At 57.5% G+C, this 24802-nt stretch carries 27 protein-coding genes and 1 pseudogene; 19 read left to right on the top strand and 9 right to left on the bottom strand.

Going from position 1 to position 24802, the window contains the following annotated elements:
• Nucleotides 1-49: 49 nt before the first annotated feature.
• The 4 genes from ACYVJT_RS04035 (at nucleotide 50) to ACYVJT_RS04020 (ending at nucleotide 3188) form a co-directional block, all read left to right on the top strand.
• Complete coding sequence (locus ACYVJT_RS04035; RefSeq protein WP_343956295.1) at nucleotides 50-943, top strand: F0F1 ATP synthase subunit gamma; 894 nt, start codon at nucleotides 50-52, stop codon at nucleotides 941-943.
• Nucleotides 944-1007: 64 nt separating this feature from the next.
• Nucleotides 1008-2459 carry a F0F1 ATP synthase subunit beta gene (gene atpD, locus ACYVJT_RS04030; RefSeq protein WP_343956294.1) on the top strand — a complete coding sequence of 484 codons (1452 nt, stop codon included), beginning with the start codon at nucleotides 1008-1010 and terminating at the stop codon, nucleotides 2457-2459.
• 3 nt (nucleotides 2460-2462) lie between these two features.
• Nucleotides 2463-2735: a F0F1 ATP synthase subunit epsilon gene (locus ACYVJT_RS04025; RefSeq protein ID WP_343956293.1), complete on the top strand. Its 273-nt coding sequence runs from the start codon at nucleotides 2463-2465 to the stop codon at nucleotides 2733-2735.
• Nucleotides 2736-3188, top strand: a complete 453-nt coding sequence (locus tag ACYVJT_RS04020) for a DUF2550 family protein (RefSeq protein ID WP_343956292.1) — start codon at nucleotides 2736-2738, stop codon at nucleotides 3186-3188.
• Between the two features lie 71 nt (nucleotides 3189-3259).
• Here the strand turns inward: ACYVJT_RS04020 and ACYVJT_RS04015 are convergent, their stop codons facing one another.
• On the bottom strand, nucleotides 3260-4204 hold the full coding sequence (locus ACYVJT_RS04015; RefSeq protein WP_343956291.1) for a hypothetical protein: 945 nt from the start codon (nucleotides 4202-4204) through the stop codon (nucleotides 3260-3262).
• Nucleotides 4182-4877: an endonuclease NucS gene (gene nucS / locus ACYVJT_RS04010; RefSeq protein ID WP_343956290.1), complete on the bottom strand. Its 696-nt coding sequence runs from the start codon at nucleotides 4875-4877 to the stop codon at nucleotides 4182-4184. The genes ACYVJT_RS04015 and nucS overlap by 23 nt, the downstream gene beginning before the upstream one ends.
• A gap of 77 nt (nucleotides 4878-4954) precedes the next feature.
• Here nucS and ACYVJT_RS04005 point away from each other — a divergent pair, with 77 nt between their 5' ends.
• Nucleotides 4955-5287 carry an Rv1322 family protein gene (locus ACYVJT_RS04005; protein ID WP_343956289.1) on the top strand — a complete coding sequence of 111 codons (333 nt, stop codon included), beginning with the start codon at nucleotides 4955-4957 and terminating at the stop codon, nucleotides 5285-5287.
• Here the strand turns inward: ACYVJT_RS04005 and ACYVJT_RS04000 are convergent.
• The gene (locus tag ACYVJT_RS04000) at nucleotides 5284-6522 is read right to left on the bottom strand and encodes an AI-2E family transporter (protein ID WP_343956288.1); all 1239 of its coding nucleotides are present in this window, start codon (nucleotides 6520-6522) and stop codon (nucleotides 5284-5286) included. The two genes, ACYVJT_RS04005 and ACYVJT_RS04000, sit on opposite strands and share 4 nt — an antisense overlap.
• A 145-nt stretch (nucleotides 6523-6667) precedes the next feature.
• Here ACYVJT_RS04000 and ACYVJT_RS03995 point away from each other — a divergent pair, with 145 nt between their 5' ends.
• The 6 genes from ACYVJT_RS03995 to ACYVJT_RS03970 all read left to right on the top strand — a co-directional run bounded on the left by ACYVJT_RS03995 (nucleotide 6668) and on the right by ACYVJT_RS03970 (nucleotide 14399).
• Nucleotides 6668-8722 carry a hypothetical protein gene (locus ACYVJT_RS03995; protein ID WP_343956287.1) on the top strand — a complete coding sequence of 685 codons (2055 nt, stop codon included), beginning with the start codon at nucleotides 6668-6670 and terminating at the stop codon, nucleotides 8720-8722.
• A gap of 41 nt (nucleotides 8723-8763) precedes the next feature.
• The gene (locus ACYVJT_RS03990) at nucleotides 8764-9684 is read left to right on the top strand and encodes a tetratricopeptide repeat protein (RefSeq protein ID WP_343956286.1); all 921 of its coding nucleotides are present in this window, start codon (nucleotides 8764-8766) and stop codon (nucleotides 9682-9684) included.
• A gap of 81 nt (nucleotides 9685-9765) precedes the next feature.
• Nucleotides 9766-10545, top strand: a complete 780-nt coding sequence (locus tag ACYVJT_RS03985) for an ABC transporter ATP-binding protein (RefSeq protein ID WP_343956285.1) — start codon at nucleotides 9766-9768, stop codon at nucleotides 10543-10545.
• Nucleotides 10530-12128, top strand: a complete 1599-nt coding sequence (locus tag ACYVJT_RS03980) for a hypothetical protein (protein ID WP_343956284.1) — start codon at nucleotides 10530-10532, stop codon at nucleotides 12126-12128. Before ACYVJT_RS03985 ends, ACYVJT_RS03980 begins: the two co-directional genes overlap by 16 nt.
• Before the next feature lie 54 nt (nucleotides 12129-12182).
• Nucleotides 12183-12533 (top strand): DUF3039 domain-containing protein, encoded by a 351-nt coding sequence (locus ACYVJT_RS03975; RefSeq protein WP_343956283.1) that lies wholly within the window; start codon nucleotides 12183-12185, stop codon nucleotides 12531-12533.
• Between the two features lie 99 nt (nucleotides 12534-12632).
• Nucleotides 12633-14399 (top strand): DEAD/DEAH box helicase, encoded by a 1767-nt coding sequence (locus ACYVJT_RS03970; RefSeq protein ID WP_343956282.1) that lies wholly within the window; start codon nucleotides 12633-12635, stop codon nucleotides 14397-14399.
• Between the two features lie 238 nt (nucleotides 14400-14637).
• On the opposite strand, the gene ACYVJT_RS03965 is transcribed toward ACYVJT_RS03970, so the two are convergent.
• From ACYVJT_RS03965 to ACYVJT_RS03950, 4 genes and pseudogenes are all read right to left on the bottom strand, one after another.
• Complete coding sequence (locus ACYVJT_RS03965; RefSeq protein ID WP_343956371.1) at nucleotides 14638-14973, bottom strand: DUF4870 domain-containing protein; 336 nt, start codon at nucleotides 14971-14973, stop codon at nucleotides 14638-14640.
• A gap of 112 nt (nucleotides 14974-15085) precedes the next feature.
• Nucleotides 15086-15244: pseudogene (locus ACYVJT_RS03960) on the bottom strand (variant leucine-rich repeat-containing protein); the annotation flags it as partial.
• Nucleotides 15245-15324: 80 nt separating this feature from the next.
• Complete coding sequence (locus ACYVJT_RS03955) at nucleotides 15325-15990, bottom strand: isochorismatase family protein (RefSeq protein ID WP_343956281.1); 666 nt, start codon at nucleotides 15988-15990, stop codon at nucleotides 15325-15327.
• 54 nt (nucleotides 15991-16044) lie between these two features.
• Entirely contained in the window at nucleotides 16045-17367 is a 1323-nt protein-coding gene (locus tag ACYVJT_RS03950; protein WP_425579845.1) for a nicotinate phosphoribosyltransferase, read from the bottom strand.
• A 101-nt stretch (nucleotides 17368-17468) separates the two neighbouring features.
• Between ACYVJT_RS03950 and clpS the strand changes: the two genes are divergently transcribed.
• From clpS to ACYVJT_RS03910, 8 genes are read left to right on the top strand one after another with little or no spacing between them, the layout of a single operon-like run.
• Nucleotides 17469-17765, top strand: coding sequence for an ATP-dependent Clp protease adapter ClpS (gene clpS, locus ACYVJT_RS03945; RefSeq protein WP_343956279.1), 297 nt, complete (start codon nucleotides 17469-17471; stop codon nucleotides 17763-17765).
• Nucleotides 17766-17785: 20 nt separating this feature from the next.
• Entirely contained in the window at nucleotides 17786-18475 is a 690-nt protein-coding gene (locus ACYVJT_RS03940; RefSeq protein ID WP_343956278.1) for a DUF2017 family protein, read from the top strand.
• Nucleotides 18472-19365 carry a glutamate racemase gene (gene murI, locus ACYVJT_RS03935; RefSeq protein WP_343956276.1) on the top strand — a complete coding sequence of 298 codons (894 nt, stop codon included), beginning with the start codon at nucleotides 18472-18474 and terminating at the stop codon, nucleotides 19363-19365. The genes ACYVJT_RS03940 and murI overlap by 4 nt, the downstream gene beginning before the upstream one ends.
• A 34-nt stretch (nucleotides 19366-19399) precedes the next feature.
• Nucleotides 19400-20209: an MBL fold metallo-hydrolase gene (locus ACYVJT_RS03930; protein WP_343956275.1), complete on the top strand. Its 810-nt coding sequence runs from the start codon at nucleotides 19400-19402 to the stop codon at nucleotides 20207-20209.
• Nucleotides 20210-20220: 11 nt separating this feature from the next.
• A complete protein-coding gene (gene rph / locus ACYVJT_RS03925) occupies nucleotides 20221-20958 on the top strand; it encodes a ribonuclease PH (protein WP_343956274.1) in 738 nt (245 codons plus the stop codon).
• 9 nt (nucleotides 20959-20967) lie between these two features.
• Nucleotides 20968-21585, top strand: coding sequence for an RdgB/HAM1 family non-canonical purine NTP pyrophosphatase (rdgB, locus tag ACYVJT_RS03920; protein WP_343956273.1), 618 nt, complete (start codon nucleotides 20968-20970; stop codon nucleotides 21583-21585).
• A complete protein-coding gene (locus ACYVJT_RS03915) occupies nucleotides 21582-22622 on the top strand; it encodes a 3'-5' exonuclease (protein WP_343956272.1) in 1041 nt (346 codons plus the stop codon). The genes rdgB and ACYVJT_RS03915 overlap by 4 nt, the downstream gene beginning before the upstream one ends.
• Before the next feature lie 36 nt (nucleotides 22623-22658).
• Nucleotides 22659-23372, top strand: a complete 714-nt coding sequence (locus ACYVJT_RS03910; RefSeq protein ID WP_343956271.1) for a hypothetical protein — start codon at nucleotides 22659-22661, stop codon at nucleotides 23370-23372.
• Nucleotides 23373-23382: 10 nt separating this feature from the next.
• On the opposite strand, the gene ACYVJT_RS03905 is transcribed toward ACYVJT_RS03910, so the two are convergent.
• Complete coding sequence (locus tag ACYVJT_RS03905) at nucleotides 23383-24054, bottom strand: alpha-ketoglutarate-dependent dioxygenase AlkB family protein (RefSeq protein WP_343956370.1); 672 nt, start codon at nucleotides 24052-24054, stop codon at nucleotides 23383-23385.
• A 27-nt stretch (nucleotides 24055-24081) separates the two neighbouring features.
• The gene (locus ACYVJT_RS03900) at nucleotides 24082-24702 is read right to left on the bottom strand and encodes a protein-L-isoaspartate O-methyltransferase family protein (protein ID WP_343956270.1); all 621 of its coding nucleotides are present in this window, start codon (nucleotides 24700-24702) and stop codon (nucleotides 24082-24084) included.
• Nucleotides 24703-24802: the final 100 nt, after the last annotated feature.

Below are 24802 nucleotides of genomic sequence, written 5' to 3'. Positions count from 1 at the left end.
GGTGCCGGGGTGTACCCGGCACCAGCTATAGGTCCCAGAAAGGAAAAGCATGTCAGCATCCGATATTCGGGTCTATCGCCAGAAGATCGATTCGACGTCGTCGTTGAAAAAGATCTTCAACGCGATGGAGCTGATCGCTGCATCGCGAATCGGTAAGGCACGCCAGCGTGTGGCAGCATCGATGCCCTATGCAAACGCCCTTACCCGGGCCGTATCTGCGGTGTCTTCACAACAGGACATTGAACACGTCCTGACGTCGGAGCCAGAGAATCCACGCCGTGCAGCGGTGCTCATTATGTCCAGCGACCGCGGTCAGGCAGGTGCGTATTCGGCAAACGTCTTGCGTTGGACAGAGTCCCTGCTTGAACTTCTTCACACCGAAGGCAAAGAGACCGATCTTTACCTGATCGGACGCAAAGCTCAGGCGTACTTCGATTTCCGGAACCGTAAGTACAACGGCTTCTGGAGTGGGTCCACCGATCGGCCTGAGTTTGAGACCGCAAAGGAAATCGGCGAAACACTCGTCAACGCGTTCCTGACCGACTATGAGGACGGCGGCGTCGACGAAATCCATATCGTCTTCACCCAGTTCAAGTCGATGCTCGTGCAGGAGCCCACGGTTGTTCGACTTCTTCCACTCGAAATTGTCGAGGAAGAGGTCAGCGACGTTTCGGAGCTCTTCCCGCTCTATGAGTATGAGCCCACACCAGAAGAAGTCTTGGATGCGCTACTTCCGAAGTATATCGAGTCGAGAATTTTCTCGGCCATGCTGCAAGCAGCCGCATCTGAACTGGCGAACCGTCAGCGTGCCATGGCCGCCGCAGGCGAGAACGCCGATGACCTCATCCGTGACTACACCTTGCTGATGAACAACGCCCGTCAGGCTTCCATTACTCAGGAGCTCACCGAACTCATTGCCGGTGCCGACGCACTGGCCGAGTAATCGAACAACGGGCTGACAACAGCCTCACTGACCAATATTCAACATCCACATAGAAGTGAGTTACATGACTGCCACCATTAACGAATCCGGTAGCGCCACCGTCGGCGCAGTGGGCCGCATTGCCCGCATTACCGGTCCGGTCATCGACGCTGAATTCCCAGCCGATGCTATGCCGGATATCTACAATGCTTTGACCGTAGAACTGATACTCGAGGGTGAAACCTCGACCGTCACATTCGAAACTGCCCAGCACCTTGGTGAAAACCTCGTGCGTGCTATCGCGATGGAAGCCACTGACGGTCTCGTTCGTGGCCAAGAAGTTCGCGACACCGGTGCAGCGATCTCTGTACCTGTTGGCGACGTGGTCAAGGGCCACATCTTCAACGCGCTCGGGGACTCCCTCGACGTCGATATTTCTGAACTGGACGTTCAAGAGCGCTGGCCAATTCACCGCCAGCCACCACACTTCGCTGACCTCGAAGGCTCCACCGAAATGTTGGAGACCGGTATTAAGGTCATTGATCTGCTCACCCCATACATTCAGGGTGGAAAGATTGGCCTGTTTGGTGGTGCCGGTGTTGGTAAAACCGTTCTGATTCAGGAAATGATTACCCGTGTTGCTCGTAACTTCGGTGGTACCTCGGTATTCGCCGGTGTTGGTGAGCGTACCCGTGAAGGTAACGACCTTTGGGTCGAAATGGACGAAGCCGATGTGCTGAAAGATACCGCCTTGGTATTCGGCCAGATGGATGAGCCACCAGGCACCCGTCTGCGCGTTGCGCTGTCCGGGCTAACAATGGCCGAGTACTTCCGTGACGTGCAGAAGCAGGACGTGTTGTTGTTCATTGACAACATTTTCCGTTTCTCTCAGGCAGGTATGGAAGTTTCGACGCTGCTGGGCCGTATGCCATCCGCCGTTGGTTACCAGCCAAACCTTGCGGACGAGATGGGTGTCCTGCAGGAACGCATTACCTCGACCCGTGGTCACTCGATTACCTCGATGCAGGCCGTGTACGTGCCAGCTGACGACTACACTGACCCGGCTCCAGCCAATGTGTTCGCGCACCTCGATGCGACCACCAACTTGACTCGTGATCTGGCTTCGCGTGGTCTGTATCCAGCGGTTGACCCGCTGGCTTCGACCTCCCGCATTCTTGACCCCCAATATGTTGGTCAGGATCACTACGATGTTGCGACTCGCGTCAAGCAGACCTTGCAGAAGAACAAGGAACTGCAAGACATCATCGCGATTCTCGGTGTTGACGAACTGTCCGAAGAAGATCGTGTGACCGTTGGTCGTGCACGCAAGATGGAACAGTTCCTGTCCCAGAACACCTACACTGCCAAGCAGTTCACTGGTGTTGAAGGCTCCACCGTTCCGATCAAGGACACCATCGAGGGCTTCAAGGCCATCGCCGACGGCGACCTGGACCATGTGTCAGAACAGGCCTTCTACAACGTCGGTGGCCTTGATGATGTTGAACGCGAATGGGCGAAAATCCAGAAGGAAGGCTAACCTATGGCCGATAACCTCCTGGATGTCGAAATTGTTGCCGAAGACCACTTCGTGTGGTCTGGGCAAGCCCGCTCGGTGTCAGCCCGTACGATCGACGGAGAGATCGGGATCCTTCCCGGTCACCTCCCGTTGCTCGCAGTACTGGGTGACGGTGAAGTCGTGGTGGAAGCAGCAGATGGCGAGGCCATTACCGCACAAGCCCAAGGTGGCTTCTTCTCGGTAGATGACGCCAACCGTGTAACCATTGCGGCCAGCCAAGCGGAGCTGTCAGCCTAGATGCCATCGTGGCTGGCCTGGACGCTTACTGGAGTCGCCCTCGTAGCGTTTATCACCGTGGTGATCATCGTATGGCGGTTGATACGCCTGCTACGAACTCCCGGCTCCTTCAAAGCGCGCCTGGTCAGCAAACACGATGCGCCTCGTACCGGCAAACCCGTGGTCGTGTCCTATAACGAGTATTCGGTCGAAATCTTTGCCGTCTATTCTATCTGGCCACGACCGCGCGTGTCCGTGCCGCGCCACCGATTAGATGTCAGCCGGTTTCCACGTCGCACACGCATCCGCTCGTGGCTGCGCCTAGATGACCTGGACACCGAAGAACGATTCGATCTCAGTGCAGCGCACGCACACGTTTCCGAATTAACCACCTGGTACGAATCCGGTCCCGCTATCGGGATCGGGCATTGGCGTGATGCTCCCAGACGACGTCAACGACGCCGGTATTTCTAACTGCATACACCGTTCGGTCGGTAGGGTACGTGGATGGCCCTGCCGACCGGACGTGTTTAACAGTGCACAGATCAGTCACGCATTGCAGGACAGACCGCAGCATGATCCACACCAGCAGCCACCAGATTGTCATGGATGGCCAGCAAATCTTTGGTACCCGAAGCAAGTGTAGAGTCATCGGTCACGACGGGACCCTGCAGCTCCGGATAGGCCAATTGCGCGTGGCCAAGTCGCGGTAGGCTGTCACCGATGGGATGACCGCCCGGCGGTACCGTTGCGGCCGATGCATCCGAAACAAGCCGGATCGCCTCGGGGTGGTGTGCAAACCACCAACGAATGAGGCCTAGATGAACGTGACGACCATCAGCAATGAGCTCAACGATAGCTCGGTCGTTGGCGGCCGCTTCTAGCACGGCCAACATCGGCCCCGGGTCACGATGATGAAACCCACGCATCGCGTTATAGGCATGAGTGATGACTACCGGGGCCTCAGTCAGAGCGTGAATGACGTTGATTGCGTGCGCCATTTGATCATAGGTCGCACCAGTATGTCCCAGCGCCGGAGCGATGCCATGGGCCACCAGCGTCTCCACGAGGGCGTCGAAGCCCTCCAACTCCGGAGCGAGCGTCATCATGGTGACCACAGCGTGTGTCCGTTGATGTGCTAAGACCTCGTCGAGGTAGGAGCTGCCCTGCGAACTCGCGGGGGAGAGGACTGCTTGTATTGGATGCGCCCCAGCGTAGTCACGAGCAATAAAAGGGCCTTCTAGATGCACGCCTTTGAGTAACCCTGCCGCTACCAGAGGACCCAGTCGCTCCAGGCTCGCCGAAAGCTGCGTGATGTCAACGGTTGGGATGGAAGCGGTGACGCGCGTGGTGCGACGAGAATACAGATACTCCAGCCCGCTGCGGATATCAGCGACGCTGGAGGTGGCAAAGTCGACGCCGGCTATGCCGTGAATGTGGCGATCAACAAAGTCTGCACTACATGCTCTAGAAGAGTCTGGAATCGGCATCGTCGACGCCTCGCATGGCATCGTAATCGAGTGTCAGCGTGCTAAAACCGCGGTCCTCAGCAAGCACACGGGCTTGAGGTTTGATCTGCTGGGCGGCAAATACACCGTGGACTGGTGCAAGCAGGGGATCGCGGTTGAGGAGTTCGACATACCGGGATAATTGTTCGACGCCATCAATGTCACCGCGGCGTTTCAATTCCACAGCCACGGTCTCGCCGGTCCCGTTCTTGGCCAGAATATCGACCGGGCCAATGGCCGTCATGTATTCCCGTCGGATAAGTTTATAGCCGGAACCCAGCAGGTGCATCTGTTCAGATAGCAGACGCTGTAGGTCTGCTTCGACTCCATCTTTGACCAGCCCGGGGTCCTCGCCGAGCTCGTGATCCGAATCGTGTTCGATCCCATAGATACTGATGATCAGATGATCATCGACTTTCTGGGACTGTACCGTCCAGATTTCTACGATGCCCTCATGAGCCTCGGTTTCCGACGGCGCGGTCACGCGAAGCTTATTTGGTGGGGTCATCCAGTTCAATGGCTTATAGGAGCCACCATCGGAATGCACTAGAACGCCCCCATCGGCTTTGATCATGATGAGGCGTTTGGCCGGAGGCAAGAACGCATTGAGGCGGCCAGCGTAGGTTACGGAACATTCGGCAATGACAAGTCGCATATCGGCAATCAGTCTAGTGGGTGTTTTCGGCTTTGTTGGTTCCGGTCGCCACCCAGCGAATATGTGACAATGGATTCATGGCTCGGAAGAATAGACCCCGACGGGATCAGAATCCCAAACGCGGTCGGAAACGTCAGACAGGACCATCGAGCAGTCTTTCCCGGGCCGCATTCGATACGAATTACACCCATGAGGACGCTTTTGATGGCGGATGGCATGTCCGGCAGATTCCTGCCTGGCGTGCTGTAAAGGATTACACGTGTCCCGGATGTGTTGGCATAATACCTCAAGGCCAAGCCCACGTTGTCGCCTGGCGTTCTGATTGGATCATGGGCGATGCAGACGCCGGACGCCTGCGTCGGCACTGGCATACCGCCTGCTGGCGCAACCGGCGTCAAGATCTGGGTTAACGAGCATCCTGGTACGGCACATAGACCTCTCGCACGAGGACGAGAATGCCAGCCACCGTGGGGATCGCCATAAGGGCACCCAAGACGCCGAGTAATGAACCGCCGGCGATCACACCAATGACAGCCAGCGCGCCGGGAATGGCGACAGCACGTTGCATGACTTTGGGAGAGATCAGGTAGGCCTCCACTTGGAGATAAATGAAATAGATAGCGCCAAAAATTAATGCGGCCTGCCAACCGGCCAAAAAGGCGAGACCGGTAATGACGATCCCGCCGGTAACCGCCCCCACGAGTGGAATGAAGGCCATAAACGCCGCAAAGATCGCTAATAGCGCTGCATATTGCAAGTCAGCAATCGAGGCCGCAATAAATGCGACGATGCCGTTGAGGGTGGCAACCATGGTTTGTCCAACGACATATTGACCGACGGTGCCGGTTATTCTCTCCGAAAGGTACTCGATGCGCTCACGGCGTGAGCGCGGGGCCAAACGGTGTAACCATTTTTTGATCGTGGGAAGCGAAGCTAAGAAATACAAGGTCAACACGACCACGATCAACACGGAAAATCCGACGTTAAAGATCGCGGTGCCTACACCCAAAATGCCGCCGAGCACATTGGTGATGTTGGAGGCATCAGACACGAAATTGTTGACTTCGGTCGTCACCACGGATGCAACATCAAATTCTTCGTCGATACGTTGGAAGACGTCGGAGGCCAAGAAATCTGAGACCACCGTGGGAAGCCTGTTGACGAACTCGGTGGTCTGCTCCACAATCACCGGAACCAGTGCCGAAATAAAGATCGTGAGAATACCGATCAGGATGGCCACGGCCGCTAAAACGCCCACGCCGCGTGGCGCACCCCAGGACTGAATTTTGGCGACAATTGGATCCAGACCCAACGTGATAAACAGTGCTGCCAAAATCCACACCAACAGCTGCACGTTGGAAGACACCACAAGATACAAGGCCAGGGCAAGACCCACACCGACGGTCAGCATGAAGCCAGTTTTCACCGGGCGAGCGAACGACTCGGACGCTGAGACCTCCACGGGGCCGGCCGCAAAATCCTCGGCCTGGGTGATGGGTGTAGCCGGATACTCATCCGGTTCAGGCAGCGTGAACTGTTGCTGAGCACGAGTATCGGCCAGCTGGTTTCGGGCACCGGTTAGGCGCCGCTTTGCGTCCTTGAACAGGTTCGAAAAAACCCGTCGTGCTGTAGATTGCTCTGCCACAACGCCCACATTACGACACCATGCTGGCAAGGTGACAGACCCTAACGGCGCGGTTGGCCACAGATTGCTACTATGATGGAAAGCTAGCCGGGCGGCACCTCATTGGTGCGCCAAACCGAACTCTCGACCTAAAAGGTGGCAGGTTTTGAAAACTTTGAGCGGAATCGGCTCAATAATCTTGGGCGTTGTGGCGATTTTGGCGTCCGTGGGGTTGCAAACCATATGGGCACCACCGGCCGAATTTAACGCGACCACATCAGACACCCAAGAAGCGCCTCTGACACTGATCACCGATGACATCGACGTGGATCCTGATGAGGCTATCGAGTACACCCTCAGCGGTGATGGGGAATTCACCCTCATGTATGGCCAATTGCGTGACATCGAGGCATGGGTCGGCGATGCGGCCCATAACCGCATCGCCAGCATTAACACCGATGTGGAACGAGGCGAAGACCCAACGGTCGAGACCACCTATGTCGATGGTGAAGCCGAAGTGCCCAACCCTGCCAACTCGGACCTCTGGCTTGCCACCCAAGAAGTCACTGATGAGGTTACACAGCGCTGGGCTCAACATGATGCTGGTGAATGGGCGTTGTTAGTTGCCGCTGACGGCACGGCCCCGGCACCGACTGAGTTCAGCGTTTCCTGGGTCAACATTGAACCGGATTCGCCATGGATCACGCCGTTGATGATAGCCGGCATTGCACTGGTCGTTATCGGTATTGTGTTACTCATTTGGCGTTTTGTGGATTTCCGCCGACGGGCCAAACGGACTTCGGGCCGCCGGGCTGCCGTTCGTGGAGACTATACGGGCATCACAGCGGCCGATGTCGTGGCGGATCGAGACAACGCAAATCAGACCATGACCATTGAACAGGTCGATGCCGGTGAGCCAGTAGAAGATGCAGCAGACGATCAGCCCACTCAGGTGGTAACTCCGGTGGATCTTTCCGCTGAGACACAAGCCGCTGATGCAGCCTCAGCCAAAGATGATGGCAACGAGGTTGAGGATATCGATGACAACGATGATCCCTCGGACGACAACGACGATACCGATGACACAAACAGTGGCGCTCGAGGCGATGAAGCCACTGACACTGCGCCGGTCCGAGACGATATGAGAGACGACGAAAAAGGTAATGGCTTCTTGCGGCGCACCATCACAGCGCTGTCGGCACTCGGGCTAGCCGTTGGCTTAGGGACTGGTCCGGCACACGCCGAAACTGAAACACCTGCTGCCGACGAAGACATTGAAGAACAAGTCGATGAAGAAACTGTTGAAGAGGAAGTCGACCCCGAAGAACCCGATTCGTTCCCCGTGGTCGTGGACGCTCAATTTGAGCGCATCATCGGGGCCGTGTCAGCTGCTGTGGCCGAGGGCGACGCCGAAGGTGACGCAGAGCAACTTACCGGCCGTGTCGATGGCCAAGCACTGAGCGTGCGTGAAGAGAGCTACCGCAACAACAGCATTGATGAAGACTATGCCATGCGCACCGATGTAGCTGCAGAAGACATCTTAGCGACATGGATGGTCCAGGATGCCGAGTTCCCCCGCACCATTTACGCGGTCACTTCCGATGAGGAAGGTGCTGCCACCCAGTTGCTGGTGTTGCGTCAGGATGACGCCCGCTCACAGTACAAGCTCATTCAGAATGCGCCATTTGCCCCGGGTGCTGAGCTCCCACCGGGCAATTTGGCAGACCACCAAGTGGAACCTCTTGGCACTGACGATTCGACCGATTTGGTCATGTCACCCGACGCGGCAGTCGAGGCACTGAGCGAATACCTGACGGATCCAAGTGCCGACGCGGCCGATGCTGTTGCTGACAACGAGTGGATCGACTCTGTGCATGAGTATCAACAGGAACTCACCGACAGCCACGAGGAACAAGAGACCGATGTGTCGATTTCGCGAACCATCTTCGACGACTCATTGAATTCTGTTCGCCTCCCCGATGGTTCTGCACTGGTCTTTGGGGCGATGAACTCCATGGAGTCGCTGACCCCTAGTGAAGATAGCACCGTCCAGCTCAATGAGCTCACCCAAGAACTCGGCGAATTTGAATCCGCCGAGCAAGAAGACCAAGTGCGGATCCGATACCGTGAACAATTTGCGCTGCTTGTGCCCCCTGAAGGTGAAGTTTCGCTTGTCGGATACGAGACCGTCCAATCTACCGTGGACTCACCAAGTAACTAGACTGGAAGCAAACATACCAGCCGAATCTGTAAGAAGAGGTTATGACTCAACAGCCCGATTCCACACCATCGCACTCCCGTGACGCCATTGATCTGAGCCAAATCCCGGCACAGTCTGCCGGGCAGGCCTCCGGTGGCACCGAACAATCGTGGGTCTTGCAGGACGCCGATCAGCAGGCACTGCAAGGACTCCTGCAGCACGCGGCCAGCGTGCCGGTGATCATTCACTTGGCCGCACCATCAAATCCTGCGTCTGCCCACATTGATGCCGTACTGCAACCAGCGATCGACGCTCGCGCTGGACGTATGGTAATGGGGCGCGTCGACACCGAAGCACACCCAGAACTGCTCCAAATGTTTGGCGTGCCCGCCGGTCCCATGGTTGTGGCACTGATGGGCCAACAAGCATTGCCGCTGTTCAATGAAGCTGTTTCGTCAGAACAGCTGGAACAACTCTTAGACGAAATCAATTCGTCTGCAGTCCAAGCCGGTATGGCCGGGACCGTCCCGCCGCTGGTCGAGGCCGTCGACGATGATGGCGATGCGGTGCTGCCGCCCCTGCACCAGGAAGCAGAAGCAGCCCTGCAAGCAGAAAACTACGATGACGCCATCGCGGCCTACGATAAAGCGCTTACCGAGAACCCCCAAGACGACGAGGCCGTCCGTGGCAAAGCCCGCGTTGGCCTCATGCAGCGCACCCACGATGCTGATGTTCAACAGGTACGCGCAGCTGGAGCTGAGCATCCTAACGATGTTGCCTCCCAAACCGCGGTCGCTGATTTGGATGTGCTGGGAGGCCACGTCAAGGATGCCTTCGACCGCTTGGTGAAATTCATTGGCCGCAGCGCTGGTGATGACAAAGAGACGGCTCGACTCCACCTGCTGGAACTCTACAAAGTCGTCGGGGACCAGGACGAACGAGTAGCAGCCTCCCGACGGAAGCTGGCTTCTGCACTGTTCTAAAGCCACTCCGTCCCCCGTCCGAGCAGAAGTTCAACCGGGCGGGGGATTTGTTTTGTCCGGAATCTTTTTACACTAAGAAGTATGTTAGAAAACGCTTCGCTTCCAGATCCCGACCACGCGGTGGTCATTCGATCGTTGGGCAAACAATTCGGAGAAAAAATTGCCGTCAACGGCATCAACCTCACCATCCCGGCGGGTTCCTTCTACGGGGTCGTTGGCCCGAACGGTGCGGGCAAAACCACCGCCATGTCCATGATGACCGGTCTGCTGCGGCCCGATCACGGCCAAGTGTGGATGCACGGCTTCAACATGTGGGAATCCCCGCATGAGGCCAAAGGCATCCTGGGTGTACTCGTCGACGGCGCGGTGACGTTCCCACGTCTGACCGGTGCACAACTCATTACCTATTCTGGATTATTGCGTGGCATGGACGCTGATGTCGTGGCACAGCGCGTACCGGACCTACTACGCGTCATGGACTTGGAAGAGTCCGCCAACAAGATGGTGGCAGACTATTCGGCTGGTATGACGAAGAAAGTCGCGCTGGCGGCTGCGATGATCCATTCACCCAAGGTACTCATCCTCGATGAACCGTTCGAAGCCGTGGACCCAGTGTCATCTTCTCGTATCCGCAATATTCTCAATGAATATGTGCAATCTGGTGGAACGGTGATGATCTCATCACACGTCATGGACCTGGTAGAACGCACCTGTGACCACGTCGCAGTGATCGATAAAGGCGAAGTCCTGGCTTCCGGACCGATGACTGAGGTCACCGACGGAGCCTCGCTGGAAGACCGCTTCGTCGGCATGGTCTCCAGCCACGACGGTGGGGAGGGGCTGTCATGGTTTCACACCTGATCCGGCTGCGTTACCGACTGATGTGGAACGGCTTTCGCCGCTCGACAGGTGCCACGGTCGGCGCAATCTTTTCGTTATTGGGCTTTTTGTACATGATCGGGATGGCCTATTTGGCGGCCATTGTGGTCGCCAACACGTCGGCAGCAGACATATCGTTTGCTGATCGTGGTGCGCCATTCGTGTTGCTCGGCGGACTGTTTCTCATCGGCTGGGTCATGGGCCCGATTGTCTTTTCGGCGGTGAACCCCTTTACCGATCCCAAAAACTTCTTGACCTTCGGGATTCCTAATCGCAAATTTGTGCCCGGCGTAGTGCTCGGGGGCATGATCGCCCCCACCGGTATCGGCACCTTCGCCATTCTGATGACCGGTGCGGTGCTGTGGGGACTACATCTCGGCACGATCCTTGCTGGCATCGTTGCGGCGGTGCTGGGGACGGCCATCTGTGTTTTGGCGATGCAAGTCATCGTTGGCCTGCTGACCAACATCATCTCCAAGCGTGCCGTGCGAGACACCATTCAGATGATCATTCTGGTGCCGTTGATGCTCGCAGGTTTCTTAATATTCGGGGCCATTGAAACCATCCAAGAATTCTGGGGTCTGCTCCCCGAGATCGCAGCGTGGGTAGCCTACACTCCCGCCGGGTTCCTGGCACTGCCATCCATGGTTGCGCAAGGACAATGGGGCATGGCCGCGCTGCACCTCGTCGTCATGCTGGTCTACGTGCTGATCTTGCTGTGGGTGTATAACCTTATCGTCAACCGTGCAACTGAGGGTGCCGGGACAACTAGCGAAAAGCAGCGCGAAGTCAGTGGGCTGGGATTGATTGGTCGTGCCAATTCGCCCATGAAGGTGATATGGGCGCGCTCGTTGCTCTACTGGTTCAAAGATCCTCGCTATAGCGCTAGCCTCGTGGTCATTGGTGTGCTCGTCGCATTCGGCATTTTTCAGCTGGTGCTATTGGACGCCGAACAACTGAGTTTCTTCGTCACGATTATCCCCGTTGCCATTGCCTACATCACCGGTTTTGCGATCTCAGCTGACCTCTCATACGACTCCACGAGTTTCTCGATGCATGTGACCTCTGGTGTGCGCGGCATCGACGATCGACTCGGTCGTGTCTTTGCGTTGTTGACGTGGGCTTTGCCAATGGTCATTGTGTTGAGCATCGCGTTTAGTTATGCCACGGATTCAACGCAGGAGCTTGCCGCGTGGTTAGGCCTTGCCGTGGGCGTGTTGTTGACAGGATGCGCGGTGTCTTCGATCAGTTCTGCACGCTACATCTATCCCGTTCCACCACCGGGAGCCAGCCCAATGGCTCAGCCAGAAGGCGGTATGGGACGCACCATGTTGGTCCAAACCCTCGGCATGCTGGCACAAATCATTGTGGCATTGCCGATCATCGCGTTGGCCATCATTGCGGTCGTGACCGGCAGCCAGATCTGGTCCATCATCACATTAATGGTGGGCGTGCTCTACGGTGCCGGCATATTGTGGATCGCCGTCAAGATGGGCGCAAAATGGTACGACCGAGCGCTGCCTGAAACCTATCAGTCGATTGTCAAAGTTGCGGCGCTATACTAAGGTGCCAGCCTGTCGTGAACCTGACAAGTTTGCGCATCCGACTACAATGGAGGCATGAATCCGATGAATACTGTGTACGCCTCGTCCACTGACTATGATCCGCACGAAGACACCAATGGTGGCTCCACCGGCGTTCTCGAGCGCGAAGAACAGCTGCAATCCACCGAGCCGGGCGACCACGAACGGTTTAAACACTTCGTGTCCAAAGACAAGCTCACCGACGCCATGATTAATGGCACGCCAGTCGTTGCGCTGTGCGGAAAAGTCTGGGTTCCATCGCGCGATCCAGAGCGGTTCCCCATGTGCCCCTCCTGCCAAGAGATCTGGGACGAGCTAGAATCAGAAGGCGATTCCTCCGATTCTGGCAAAGGCCGTGGCTTCTTCGGTTTCGGTCGCAAAAAATAAGCCAGACAGTTTTGGAAATATTGGCCACCAAATTGGTGGTCAATATTTGTTTCGCCGTCCCCGCACATATTGGCCATGAAGGAGGCTGTGTAGTCACTGATGAGTGATGCGCTGTTTCAAATCGGAGAAGATCTCCCACCTGCACTGCCCGAACGGGCCGCCTGGGGGACCGCACCGAAACTTCGTCAATGGCAGCAAGAAGCCCTTGAACTCTACTTCGCCCAACCGCGCAAAGACTTCTTGACTGTGGCCACCCCCGGCGCTGGTAAAACCACCTTTGCGCTGCGTGTGGCCAAGATGCTTCATGAGTCTGGCGCCATTACTCGCGTGACCGTGGTGGCTCCTACAGAACACCTCAAGAGTCAGTGGGCTGATTCTGCTGCACGCATCGGGTTAGCGATCGATCCGAACTTTAAAAACGCGGATGGCCGTCACGGTTCGGAATATATGGGCGTTGCCCTCACCTATGCGCAGGTCGCGTCCAAACCTATTTTGCATCGCAATCGCACCGAGGCAGCGAAAACCCTGGTCATTCTCGACGAAGTTCACCACGGCGGTGATGCGCTGTCCTGGGGTGAAGCCATTCGTGAGGCGTTCGAACCGGCAGAACGGCGCTTGTCATTGACCGGTACACCCTTCCGTTCTGACGATGCTCAAATCCCATTCGTCGATTACGTGGACGATGGCACTGGCGTATTGCGTTCGAAAGCTGATTACACTTACGGCTACGGACCTGCCCTTCGTGACTATGTCGTGCGCCCGGTGATTTTCATGGCCTATTCGGGGCAGATGCGGTGGCAGACTTCTACGGGAGAAGTCATGGAAGCACAGCTGGGTGAAGCCGCCACCAAGGATATGGCTGCCAGCGCTTGGCGCACCGCGCTGAACCCGAAGGGCGAATGGATCCCGTCGGTACTTCAAGCTGCTGACCGGCGGCTGACAGAAGTTCGTCGTAATGTGCCGGATGCCGGTGGCCTGGTGATCGCCACCGACCACGAGGACGCCCGGGCGTATGCCGACCGGCTCGAGAAAGTCTCGGGTGAAACAGTTACCACGGTGCTCTCGGATGACCCGAGCGCTTCTGCAAAAATTGAAGCCTTTGCCGAAGGAGACCAACGCTGGATGGTCGCTGTGCGCATGGTCTCTGAAGGTGTTGACGTGCCACGACTCTGTGTCGGTGTGTACGCTACATCAACCTCGACACCCATGTTTTTCGCACAGGCTGTTGGCCGTTTTGTACGGTCGCGTAAACGGGGCGAAACCGCATCGGTGTTCTTACCATCGGTGCCAAAGCTCATGGAGCTGGCCAACGACATGGAAGAGGAGCGCGATCACGCGCTAGAACTCGACACCGGAGTGTCGGTCGAGGACTTAGAAGATGCGCCTGAAGAAGATCTCATGCGCGAAGCCAACCAGGAAGAATCAGCGTCTTCCGAACTCACGGGTGCAAAATTCCAGGCACTGGAGTCTCAGGCATCATTCGATAAGGTGCTCTTCGACGGCGGCGAGTTCGGCACCGGGGGAGCGATTGGTTCAGCAGAGGAGCTTGACTTTTTGGGCATCCCAGGGCTGTTGGATGCCGATCAGGTGTCGACGTTACTCAAGCAACGCCAGAGCGAACAGCTCAAACGTCAGCCAGCACCCAAGCCCCAGGCAGACGTGGTTGACCACCGGCAGATGAAAGAACTCCGCAAAAAACTATCCTCATCGGTGGCAGCATGGTCGACACGGTCCGGCACACCGCACGGGGTTATTCACAATAAACTGCGGGAAGTCTCGGGTGGTCCTGCCGTAGCGCAGGCGACCAAAGAACAAATTGAAATGCGCTTAGAAACACTGCAGGGTTGGTTCGTTGGTCGGAAGTAGCGTTATGGCTTGTCATTGTGTTTGGCAGTCCTGATGAGCCTATAGATCGCGTAGATCAGAATGAGACTACTGCCGATCGTAATGGCCAAAGAAGCTGCCATGTCTACTGGACTTGTTTGCCTACTCAACTCGACAACTTGGGCTGAAATGGTCAGCGCCATCGCAATGCTGATCAGCCACCACGTCGCTGTGGGCGGCTGGGGTTTTGGCGGGTCAGTTTCATGCAAACAGTCTAGCTTTAGCGTGGTGCTTCGACCTTGAAGAAGGGGATGGCCAACGGATACTGCCACGCGATACGTTCATTGGCTTTGACGGCAGCAATAATGCACACGACAAGATTGATGATGATCAGCGCGAAGTACATCAAGAAACCGATCAGTACGAAGGTCAGCACCCACGCCACGATCGCGTAGATGAGAAAGCTGAATGTCCAGTTGAGCGCGTAGCGACCTTGTGCGTCGAGCAACGCACTGCGTTCCCGGTAAATTAGCCAGATAATTAACGGTGGGAGAAATCCAAAAAAAGATTGCCAGGACCGGCATGATAATGCCCATGGTTTTTTCCGTTGCCGCATCCACTGGTGGTTGATGCATTCCATACACCGGCTGGCCCCGGTAGGGGTCTCCGCCGGCATATTGAGGCTGATACCCGCCAGGTGGGTTGGACTGTTGCATGCGCTGTCGGATCTGGTCTGCCAGCTCGGGGGACGTATTGGGATGATGCAAAATGGCGGACCAGAGGTCAGGCCGTGAGGCTGCAATATGCTGCAGTGTCGCGTCATCGAGGTTCGGGTCATTGAGATGCGCTGCGGTGTAGTCGGCTGGGTCCCGGGGTGTAGGTGAAATGGTGAGTCTTCTTTCGTGTTCATAAAAAGTGCCGGTGGAGTGTCATCCACCGGCACTTCGAGAATAGTAAAGGATATGTCCTAGCGGGTGAACGTTTTAGCGCCTGGCCAATCGGAGAGCATCACGCCGACGTCTTCCATTTCATCGAGGCCGGCATCGATGGTTGCTTCGGAGACACCCGCGGTGAGATTGGTGACAACTTTGACTTCGTAGCCGGCGTCGCAGGCATCGACGGCGGTAGCACGGACGCAGTGGTCGGTGGCCAACCCGACGATAGTGATCTGTTCGACGTCATGTTCCCGGAGCCAATCGTCCAGGGTGATGGCATTGTCATCGCTGGCTGCGGCGGCAGCGGCAGTGGCTCCGTAGGGGCCGGCCATACCGTCTTGACTGCGAATCATGTCCGGTTCGCCAAGTACAGCGTCGAAGCCCGAGTAGCCGTCATTGTATTGCCCTTTGAGGAATTCGGCGACAACAGATTCGGTGTCGAGATCCTCGTGCAACTCGGCGCCTTGTGTGCCGGCCACACAGTGTACCGGCCAGGTGTTCTCAAAATCCGGGGTCTGCGAAAAATGCGGGCCCGGATCAATATGCCAGTCACGTGTGGTCGCAATGACATCAAATTTATGTCCACACTGGTTGATATATTCGGTGACCAATGCAGCGGTTTGTGCTCCGCCTTCTACGGCCAGTGTGCCGCCTTCGCAAAAGTCCTGTTGGATATCCACGATGATCAGCGCGTGCATGGTGTCTAATCCTTTGTGTTGGAGAGTCGAATCCGGTATGGATGGCCGGGAAGCTTATTGTAGTTCAAATACCGTGGCAATGGCGGGTTCACCATCTTGCAGTCGACGAGCGGCGCTTGGGAGCTCGGCAACGGCCTGTTCGTGGTGTGCCGCAGCGTCTTCTACCGCGGTTGAACCAGTGTATTGTGTATTGATTTCGCCGCCATCGACCATTTTGACCAACAATGGCCGGTGGTTGGTGTCCCAGTCTGGTGCTTGACCAGTGGTCACCACCTCAGCGGTGGCAACGCCGTTGTCCATGCGTCGGGCAGCATATTTGCGTCCGCCACGGCTGGCTTTGCCTTGGGCACGTTTTGCAACGTCTACCCAGTTGCAGTGGTGGTCTTCTCGAGTGGTCATTTTATAGACCAGTGAAGCGGTGGGCGCACCGGAGCCGGTCACCAGTTGGGTACCGACGCCGTAGGAGTCTACCGGAGCAGAGCGTAACCCAGCAATGGCGTATTCGTCCAAATCCGAAGTGACCACTATACCAGTGTTGGTATTGCCCAAATCATCCAATAGACGCCGAACATGATGTGCTTCTTCTAACAGGTCGCCGGAGTCGATTCGGACGTTCGTCAACGTCGGTCCTGCGACTTCCACTGCGTTGCGAACACCAGAGGCAATGTCATAGGTATCGATCAACAATGAAGTCTCGCGTCCCATGGCGTCCACTTGCGCTTCAAAAGCGGACCGCTCAGTGTCATGGAGCAGAGTAAATGAATGTGCTGCCGTGCCCGCGGTGGCAAGTCCGTAACGAAATCCGGCGGCCAGATTCGAAGTCGACGCGAACCCGGCGATGGCTGAGGCGCGAGCGGCGGCGACAGCGGATTCCTCATGCGCACGACGCGACCCCATCTCAATACAGGGGCGGCCACCTGCAGCCATCGTCATGCGTGATGCGGCCGAGGCGACCGCGGTGTCATAGTTGTGCACGGATAACACGTAGGTTTCCAAAATGACGGCTTCAGCGAAGGTCGCTTCGACCTGCATGATCGGTGAATTTGGAAAGTATGGTTCACCTTCGGCATAGGCATAAATATCGCCAGAAAACGAGTACTCTGCCAGCCAGTTCAACATATCGTCAGAGACCACGTGATGATCGGATAAGAATCCGAGGTGTTCATCATCAAAACGAAACTCTGCGAGACCTTCAAGGAAACGTCCTTGACCTGCACTGACGCCGTATCTTCGTCCTGCGGGGAGTCTTCGTGCGAAGAGTTCAAAGACCGCTTTGCGATCGGCGGTACCGGCTTTGCGGGCCGCATCAACCATGGTCAGTTCGTAATGGTCGGTGAAAAACGAGGTTGGGCTCACGCCACGTGGTGTGTTACTCACGCGTCCCACACTAACCCTTTCTGCGTGCCATTGACACATTTTGGCCGTGCTCGTGGCCATGTGGCGCACACGCGGGTTGGTTCTTGCCTAGAATATGGTGCATGTCCATTACGTGCGCAGTAGATGTTGAACCAGATATTGTCGTCGATGAGCTCACCGCCGTCGGGGAACCATGGAAGGTCATCGTTTGGAATGATCCCGTGAATCTGATGAGTTATGTCACCTACGTTTTTCGTTCCTATTTTGGGTTCTCATCGTCGATTGCGCATAAGTTGATGCTGCAGGTCCACCACGAAGGCAAAGCGGTGGTGGCCAATGGATCCAAAGAAGAAGCCGAACGGCATGTGGCAGCGCTGCACGGGTTTGGTCTGTGGGCAACGTATGAACAAAATCAGTAAAGGACACGACACACAACACAATGGCTTTAGCGTTTAAATCCACTCTGCGCGGCTACTCCGCGTATCTAGAAAAGCCCGAACGTCAGATTCTTCGGTCGCTGTTCTCGGATGTCTTGACACTGCTGGGCGGGGTCAGTCCTGCCGATGAGCCCCTCGCCGAGGACAAGCCGAAGTTTATGGACCGGTTCCGGCCAGCCCGAGATACCGCGCATCTACCTCAGACTCCGACGACCGAAGACAGTGCTGAGACAGGTTCACCCACCGACGCCGCATTCTGGGATTTGGTGGGCTCGTTGACCGAGGATAATGTGCAGGTGGATCTTACGGATCCTGCGGTCCAGCGGTTGCTCCCCGAAGCCCGGTCAGGTGAGGACGCCGATGCAGGCTCAGCGCAGTTCCGTGATCTGGCTCAAGACAATATTCGCCAAGACAAGATTGCCGATCTGCAGCGGTCTTATGCCCTCTTGCAGAGCCCGTCGTTGATGTTGAACGAGCGCGAGGCTGAAGCGTTTGGGCGGGCGTTGAATCAAGTGCGCTTAGTTCTGTCCTCGCGGCTGAATATTGAACACGAAGAAGATGCCGAACGCGTACACAAAATCGACTCGGTCGACCAGGCTACCGACGTTGAACGCTACATGGCCCTATTGTATAACTTCGTCTCCTGGCTCCAAGAAACCTTGATGCAGGCGTTGATCGGAGATCTATCGTGACCACCCCAACCCCTCGAGCGCCCATCGGCATTTTCGACTCCGGAGTCGGTGGACTCACCGTCGCCCGTGCGGTCATCGACCAGCTACCAGACGAAGACATCGTCTACGTCGGTGACACAGAAAACGCGCCCTACGGCCCCAAGCCCATTGCACAGGTGCGTCGACTGGCGCTGACCGTGATGGATGAACTCGTTGATGCCGGGGTCAAGTTGCTGGTGATCGCGTGTAACTCGGCGACCGCAGCTGTCCTACGCGATGCCCGGGAGCGCTACACCAAGGCCTACGGCATCCCGGTGGTCGAAGTCATCCAGCCCGCTGTACAACGAGCGGTGACCTCGACGCAAAACGGAAGGGTCGGCGTCATCGGCACAGAGGCCACCGTCTCCTCGGGCGCTTACGAAGACATGTTTGCTGCCGCCCCTCAACTGCAGATCACCTCATCGGCCGCACCGCGCTTCGTGGAATACGTCGAACGTGGCATTACCACCGGAGACGAACTGCTTGCGCTGGCCGAACAATACTTGCAACCCTTCAAGACAGCCGGTGTCGACACGCTGATTCTGGGCTGTACTCACTACCCGCTGTTGGCCGGTGTCATCAGCTACGTGATGGGTGAGAGTGTGAACTTAGTCACGTCATCGGAGTCGACGGCGCGTGCGGTGTATCGTGAACTGGTGCGTCACGGGCTGGAAAATCCGGCCGGTGCCACGGGCGAAACACCGCCTGCCAGCTCGCGACACAAGTTCATGTCGACCGGGGACCCGGGCAGTTTCGCGCAGTTGGCGCAGCGTTTTCTCGGGCCAGAAGTCGGCGGCGTAACCCAGATTCGCACGGTCGCCGAGCAATTTCCGACGGGTACACTGTCGGTAATCGACGCCAGCGGCAACTAAACCGTTGGCACTCTAGGTCAAAGGAATCGAGGATATGCAGCTCACCATTATTGGGGCATCAGGCTCATTTCCCGGCCCCGGATCGCCCGCCTCGTGCTACCTGGTGTCGGCCAATGGGGTGGACGAACACGGTGACCCGAAGACCTGGCGCATACTGCTTGACCTCGGCAACGGGGCCCTGGGTACCCTGCAGCGTTATGTCGCACTCGAAGACATTGATGCCATCCTGCTGTCACACCTCCACCCGGATCACTTCATGGACCTGTTGGGCCTGCACGTCGTAGTGCGTTGGAACCCCAACGGCTGGGACGCCGGACGGATACCGGTCTATGGCCCCGCCGCGACCGCCGATCGCAGTGCGATTGCCTACGGTATGGACACGGATCCCGGGATGCACCCCGATTTCGAATTTATCGACTGGCAGGTGCGCGAACCCGTGGAGATTGGCCCCTTTAAAGTCACCCCCTATCCGGTACGCCACCCCATCGAAGAAGCCTATGCGCTGCGTGTCGAGACCACAGAAACCACCGCCGATGGCGAGCACACCTCGGTGTTGACCTATTCGGGCGACACCGATACTGATCCCGGGCTTGTTGAAGCGGCCACCGGCGCCGATTTGTTTTTGTGTGAGGCGGCATTCCATGAGGGCCGTGATGATGAAGTCGACGGCGTACACCTGACCGGCAAACGGGCGGGTGCCATGGCAACACAAGCCGACGTCGGTCGCCTCTTACTGACCCACATTCCAGTCTGGAACGACCCGCTGGTGACCGCACAGGAAGCCCGTACCACCTATGATGGTCAACTGGCCGTCGCCGTATCCGGTGTAACGTACACCGTCTAAGAGGAGCATATTTGAGTACTCGTGCCGATAACCGATCCGTCGACCAACTGCGGAACGTGACCATTGAGACCGGGTGGTCTGCCCACGCTGAAGGATCCGCGGTGGTCTCGTTTGGCAACACCAAAGTCCTGTGCACCGCCAGCTTTACCGAAGGTGTGCCGCGCTGGTTGAAGGGCAAAAATCGTGGCTGGGTGACCGCCGAGTATGCGATGTTGCCCCGCGCCACCGGTGAACGTAGCTCACGCGAATCCGTGCGTGGCAAGGTGTCGGGCCGGACGCAAGAAATCTCCCGACTCGTCGGACGGGCCCTGCGTGCCGTCGTCGACACCAAAGCGTTGGGCGAGAACACCATCGTGATTGACTGTGACGTCATCCAGGCCGACGGTGGCACTCGCACGGCCGCCATTACCGGCGCCTGGGTTGCGCTGGCCCAAGCCATCGAATGGGCACGCGGTCAACGCATTATCCGCTCGAGTGCAAAACCGCTGACGGGTTCGGTTGCCGCTGTGTCGGTGGGCATTATTGACGGCACGGCGATGCTGGATCTGCCCTATGAAGAAGATGTGCGCGCCGAGACGGACATGAACGTGGTCACCACCGGCGAGGGCGACTTCATCGAAATTCAAGGCACCGCAGAAGAACAACCGTTCAACCGTGCCGAACTGGATGCACTGCTGGATTTGGCCGTGGCAGGGACCGCGCAGCTAACCGACATCCAACAGGCCGCACTCACCGCAGCAACCGAGTAGGAGTAACACGTGGATCCCGTTGTGGTATTAGCCTCCACGAATCAGGGCAAACTGGCTGAATTGCGCGCCATCTTGGCTGAAGCTATGCCGTCGTTGTCGCCGGAACAGGTCGTGGACTCGGCATCGGTGGATGCTCCAGATGTCGTCGAAGACGGTGTGACTTTTGAAGCCAATGCGTTAAAAAAGGCCACGCTCACCGCCCAGGCGACCGGCCTGATCGCCGTGGCCGATGATTCGGGCTTGGCGGTCGATGTCCTCCACGGTGCACCCGGGATTTTCTCGGCCCGTTGGAGCGGTACACACGGGGATGACCAGGCCAACCTTGAGTTGCTGCTGGCACAGTTGTCAGACATTGATGCGCCCCATCGAGGCGCAGCGTTTATTTGTGCGGCAGCATTTGCCACACCCGACGGTGAAACGCGACACGTAGAATTCGGTGAACTCGCCGGTGACCTCACCTTTGCGCCACGTGGTGACAACGGCTTTGGCTATGACCCGATTGTTGAGATTCCAGACCTTGGCAAAACTGCGGCTGAACTCGATGCGGAGACGAAAAACGAGATCTCACACCGTGGCAAGGCTTTCCGCGCACTCGCACCACACCTGGCAGGTGCGCTGCGCAAGTGATCGACTTCACCGCTATCGACTTCGAAACAGCAAACGGTTTTCGCGGTTCGGCGTGTGCCATCGGCGCGGTGAAAATCCGCAACGGGGCGATCGCCGAAACCCACTACTCTTTGCTGCAGCCACCCGCCGGATATGACCGGTTCGACCCGCGCAATATGGCAATCCACCGGATCACTCCCGCCGATGTCGCTACCGCACCGTCGTTTGGTGAGCACTTCGAGACACTCCACCAGTTTCTTGGCGACGACGTACTGGTCGCCCATAATGCCGGCTTTGACATCGGAGTGATTGAATCCGGACTCGAAGTCTCCCAGCTGCCCATCCCGCACATGGAGTTTGCCTGCTCACTGACGCTATCGCGTAAGCACTACCAGCTCGCCTCTCACGCGCTGCCCTCAGCCGCGGCCGAAGCGGGATTCGTGCTGAAGAATCATCACAATGCGCTCGAAGATGCCAAAGCCGCTGCAGCCATCGTCGTGGATATCGCGGCGCGTCGAGAAGTGCAATCTATCGACGAGCTCTTGGACACTTCGGCGATGCAACGCCGCGTGTTGGTGGCCCGTGCTGTGGGGGCAGAGCTGTCGCGTCCCACCCGTCACGCGTTGACCATGCCCGGCATGTTTGATGCCACAAATCACCGTGTTGCCGCCGATGAGCTACCGGATCTGATTCGCTGGCCCAATGAAGGCAGCAATCCGCCCGCCAATGAGCTCGCCGACTCTAAACACCCGCTCTTTGGCCATCACGTTGTGTTCACCGGACTGCTGGGTATCTCACGTCAAGAGGCCAAGCAGAAGGCCGCAGCGTATGGCGCGCAGACGCAATCACGTATCGGTTCGACCACGACCATGGTCATTATCGGTGATGGCACCCGCCCCGAAGAACTCGCCGATTTTGAACACAATCCCAGGTTGCAGCAACGCAAGATGCAAGAGGTCGTGCGGCGTCGTGCACAAGGTCAGGATATTGTGTTGGTGACCGAGCCAGAATTTCTCGGCATGCTCAACGAGAACTGGCCGCACGCCACCGCGATGTAGGACGTTGACTCTTGGCACCTGGTAATGTCATGGCTCATGATTAAAACTCGAGCGGCCTATCACCGTATCGCCCAACGAGCCGGGCTCGGTGATGTCGTCGCGATTCATCATGATCGACCGGGCGCAGGGACCGTCACGGCTTTTGTTATCGTGTGGCTCGTATTCAGTGGACTCACCTTCATCAATCCGTCAGAGACCGCACTGCTGGCAATCGCACCCACCATCCTGTTCGCGGTGATCGGGCTAATCATCTACGCCATGCTCTCCGGCGAGCGACTCATCGTGTGTCAAGGCGGTGTGCTCATCGGTAGCGTGGCACCGTTGCTCAAACCCTACCCAATCCGTTTTGAACAGATTGTGGTCGGCAGCGTCGTGCCCATCAGCGGCAACATCCGTCGTTTCGCCAAGCACACCGGCTTGCCAGTGATGCCGTCGGTACGCACTGCGTGGTGGTCGCGACGCGGCGTATCGCTTGCTGGGCCGAGCCCAGCCGAGGCTCGGCGCAATACTGCATTGCCCCAGCGAGGCGAGCACGCTGGCCGCATGGGCCTCCCGTGGCTCATTGGAACCCGCAGTAGCGCCGAACAAGCCACCGCAGACATTGCTCGTGCCGCCGGGTTAGCCGGATTTTCCGAACTGGCGCGAGCCACTGCCACGGCAGCGCCACGTGCGTTAACCGGTGACCCCGCCGATAACGACATGTTGCTGCCCGGGATTTTCACGCCCGTCGGACCAGAACCACGGGGCTAAGTGTGCTGCGTCAAGTGCTGAGACCGGTCACCCGCATGGTGATATTGATGCGTCCGTGCTCGAGACCGCAGCCTTCGGGAGCGGTGCCCGGATGCACTTTCGTCACACCGTGGTAGGCGAGCCGGGACGGGCCACCAAAGACGAACAGGTCGCCCGAGACGAGGTCGACGTCCTGATAAGGCTTATTGTGGTGTTGGGTATTGCCAAACCGAAAACGGCAGGTATCGCCGATCGACAACGAGACCACCGGTGCCATCGAGCGTTCGTCTTTATCTTGGTGCATCCCCATTTTCGCGGTCTCATCGTAGTAATTCACCAGGGCGGCATCCGGGGTGTACTCATCGCCGGCGTGTGGATCGCCGGTGGCAGCCACCAGCGCCTTGCGCCCCAACCGGACCATCCAGTCCGGAAAGTCGAGCACCCGATTGCCGTTTACATCAACGGCATCGCGCGTGTATTGATAGGGACGCCAATGCCAACCCAGGCACACGGTGCGCACGCTCATTTCATGCGCGCCGATCTTTGCAGAGCGGATGGGCAGCGGCCCTTGCCGCCACTGGTGGAACCGGTCGACAAGCCAGCGTTGCTGTTCTAACGTCAGCCACCCCGGCACATGGTGGGCGCCCTCGGGCAACTCGACGGCTGGCCTTTCCACCATGTCATCGCCGAATAATGGGTTCATGGCAGCTTGCTTCCGACCAGACATTGCTCAGATCAGCTCCACGAACCTGTACGAACCATGCTGGGTCACTTCGACGTCGTCGGCATCTTCGCTGTGGCGGATAACCCTCAGCATCTGACCGGCAACGGTAATGACCATGATGCCGTGTGGGGCGAGCTGTTCGACGAGTTCGTGGGGCAAGTGGGCAGGTTCCGCGGAGACCAGTATACGGTCGAAGGGGGCTCTCTCCGGTGCCCCTAAGACACCGCGTTGCGCTGTTTCTATACTGATCCATGGCATGTCGTGGTGCTCTAGGACCTCGTGGGTGGTCTCGGCGAGTTCAGGGATGATTTCGAGGCCGAGCACCGTGCCGGTTTCGGACACCAGGTCGCCCAGGATGGCAGTCGACCAGCCAGAGCCGGCGCCGACATCGAGGACACGCTGTCCGGGACGCACGTCCAGCAGACGCAACATATCGGCCACTGTGCTGGGCTGCGAGTTCGTTTGGCCGTGGCCAATTTGGATCGGTCGGTTCAATCCAGCGCGGTCGCGTTGAGTCTCGGGGAGAAAATCTTCGCGCTCTCGCCGTCGCATGGCTTCTAGGACGGCATCAGCGCCATGACCGGATGCGCCCGAGGAGACGATATCCTCCCAATCGTGGCATGGCATATGCTGTCTTCACCTACCTCACGCTCGGGGTATGTCCTGCTCATTCTACGCGCCGCCTGCATGAAGCCTTGACATGGTTCAGGTGGGCTGGATTTACTGG

This window comes from Yaniella soli (genome assembly GCF_054782375.1).
Note: the sequence above shows the minus strand (reverse complement) of the source record. Positions and strands in the feature narration are given on the sequence as shown.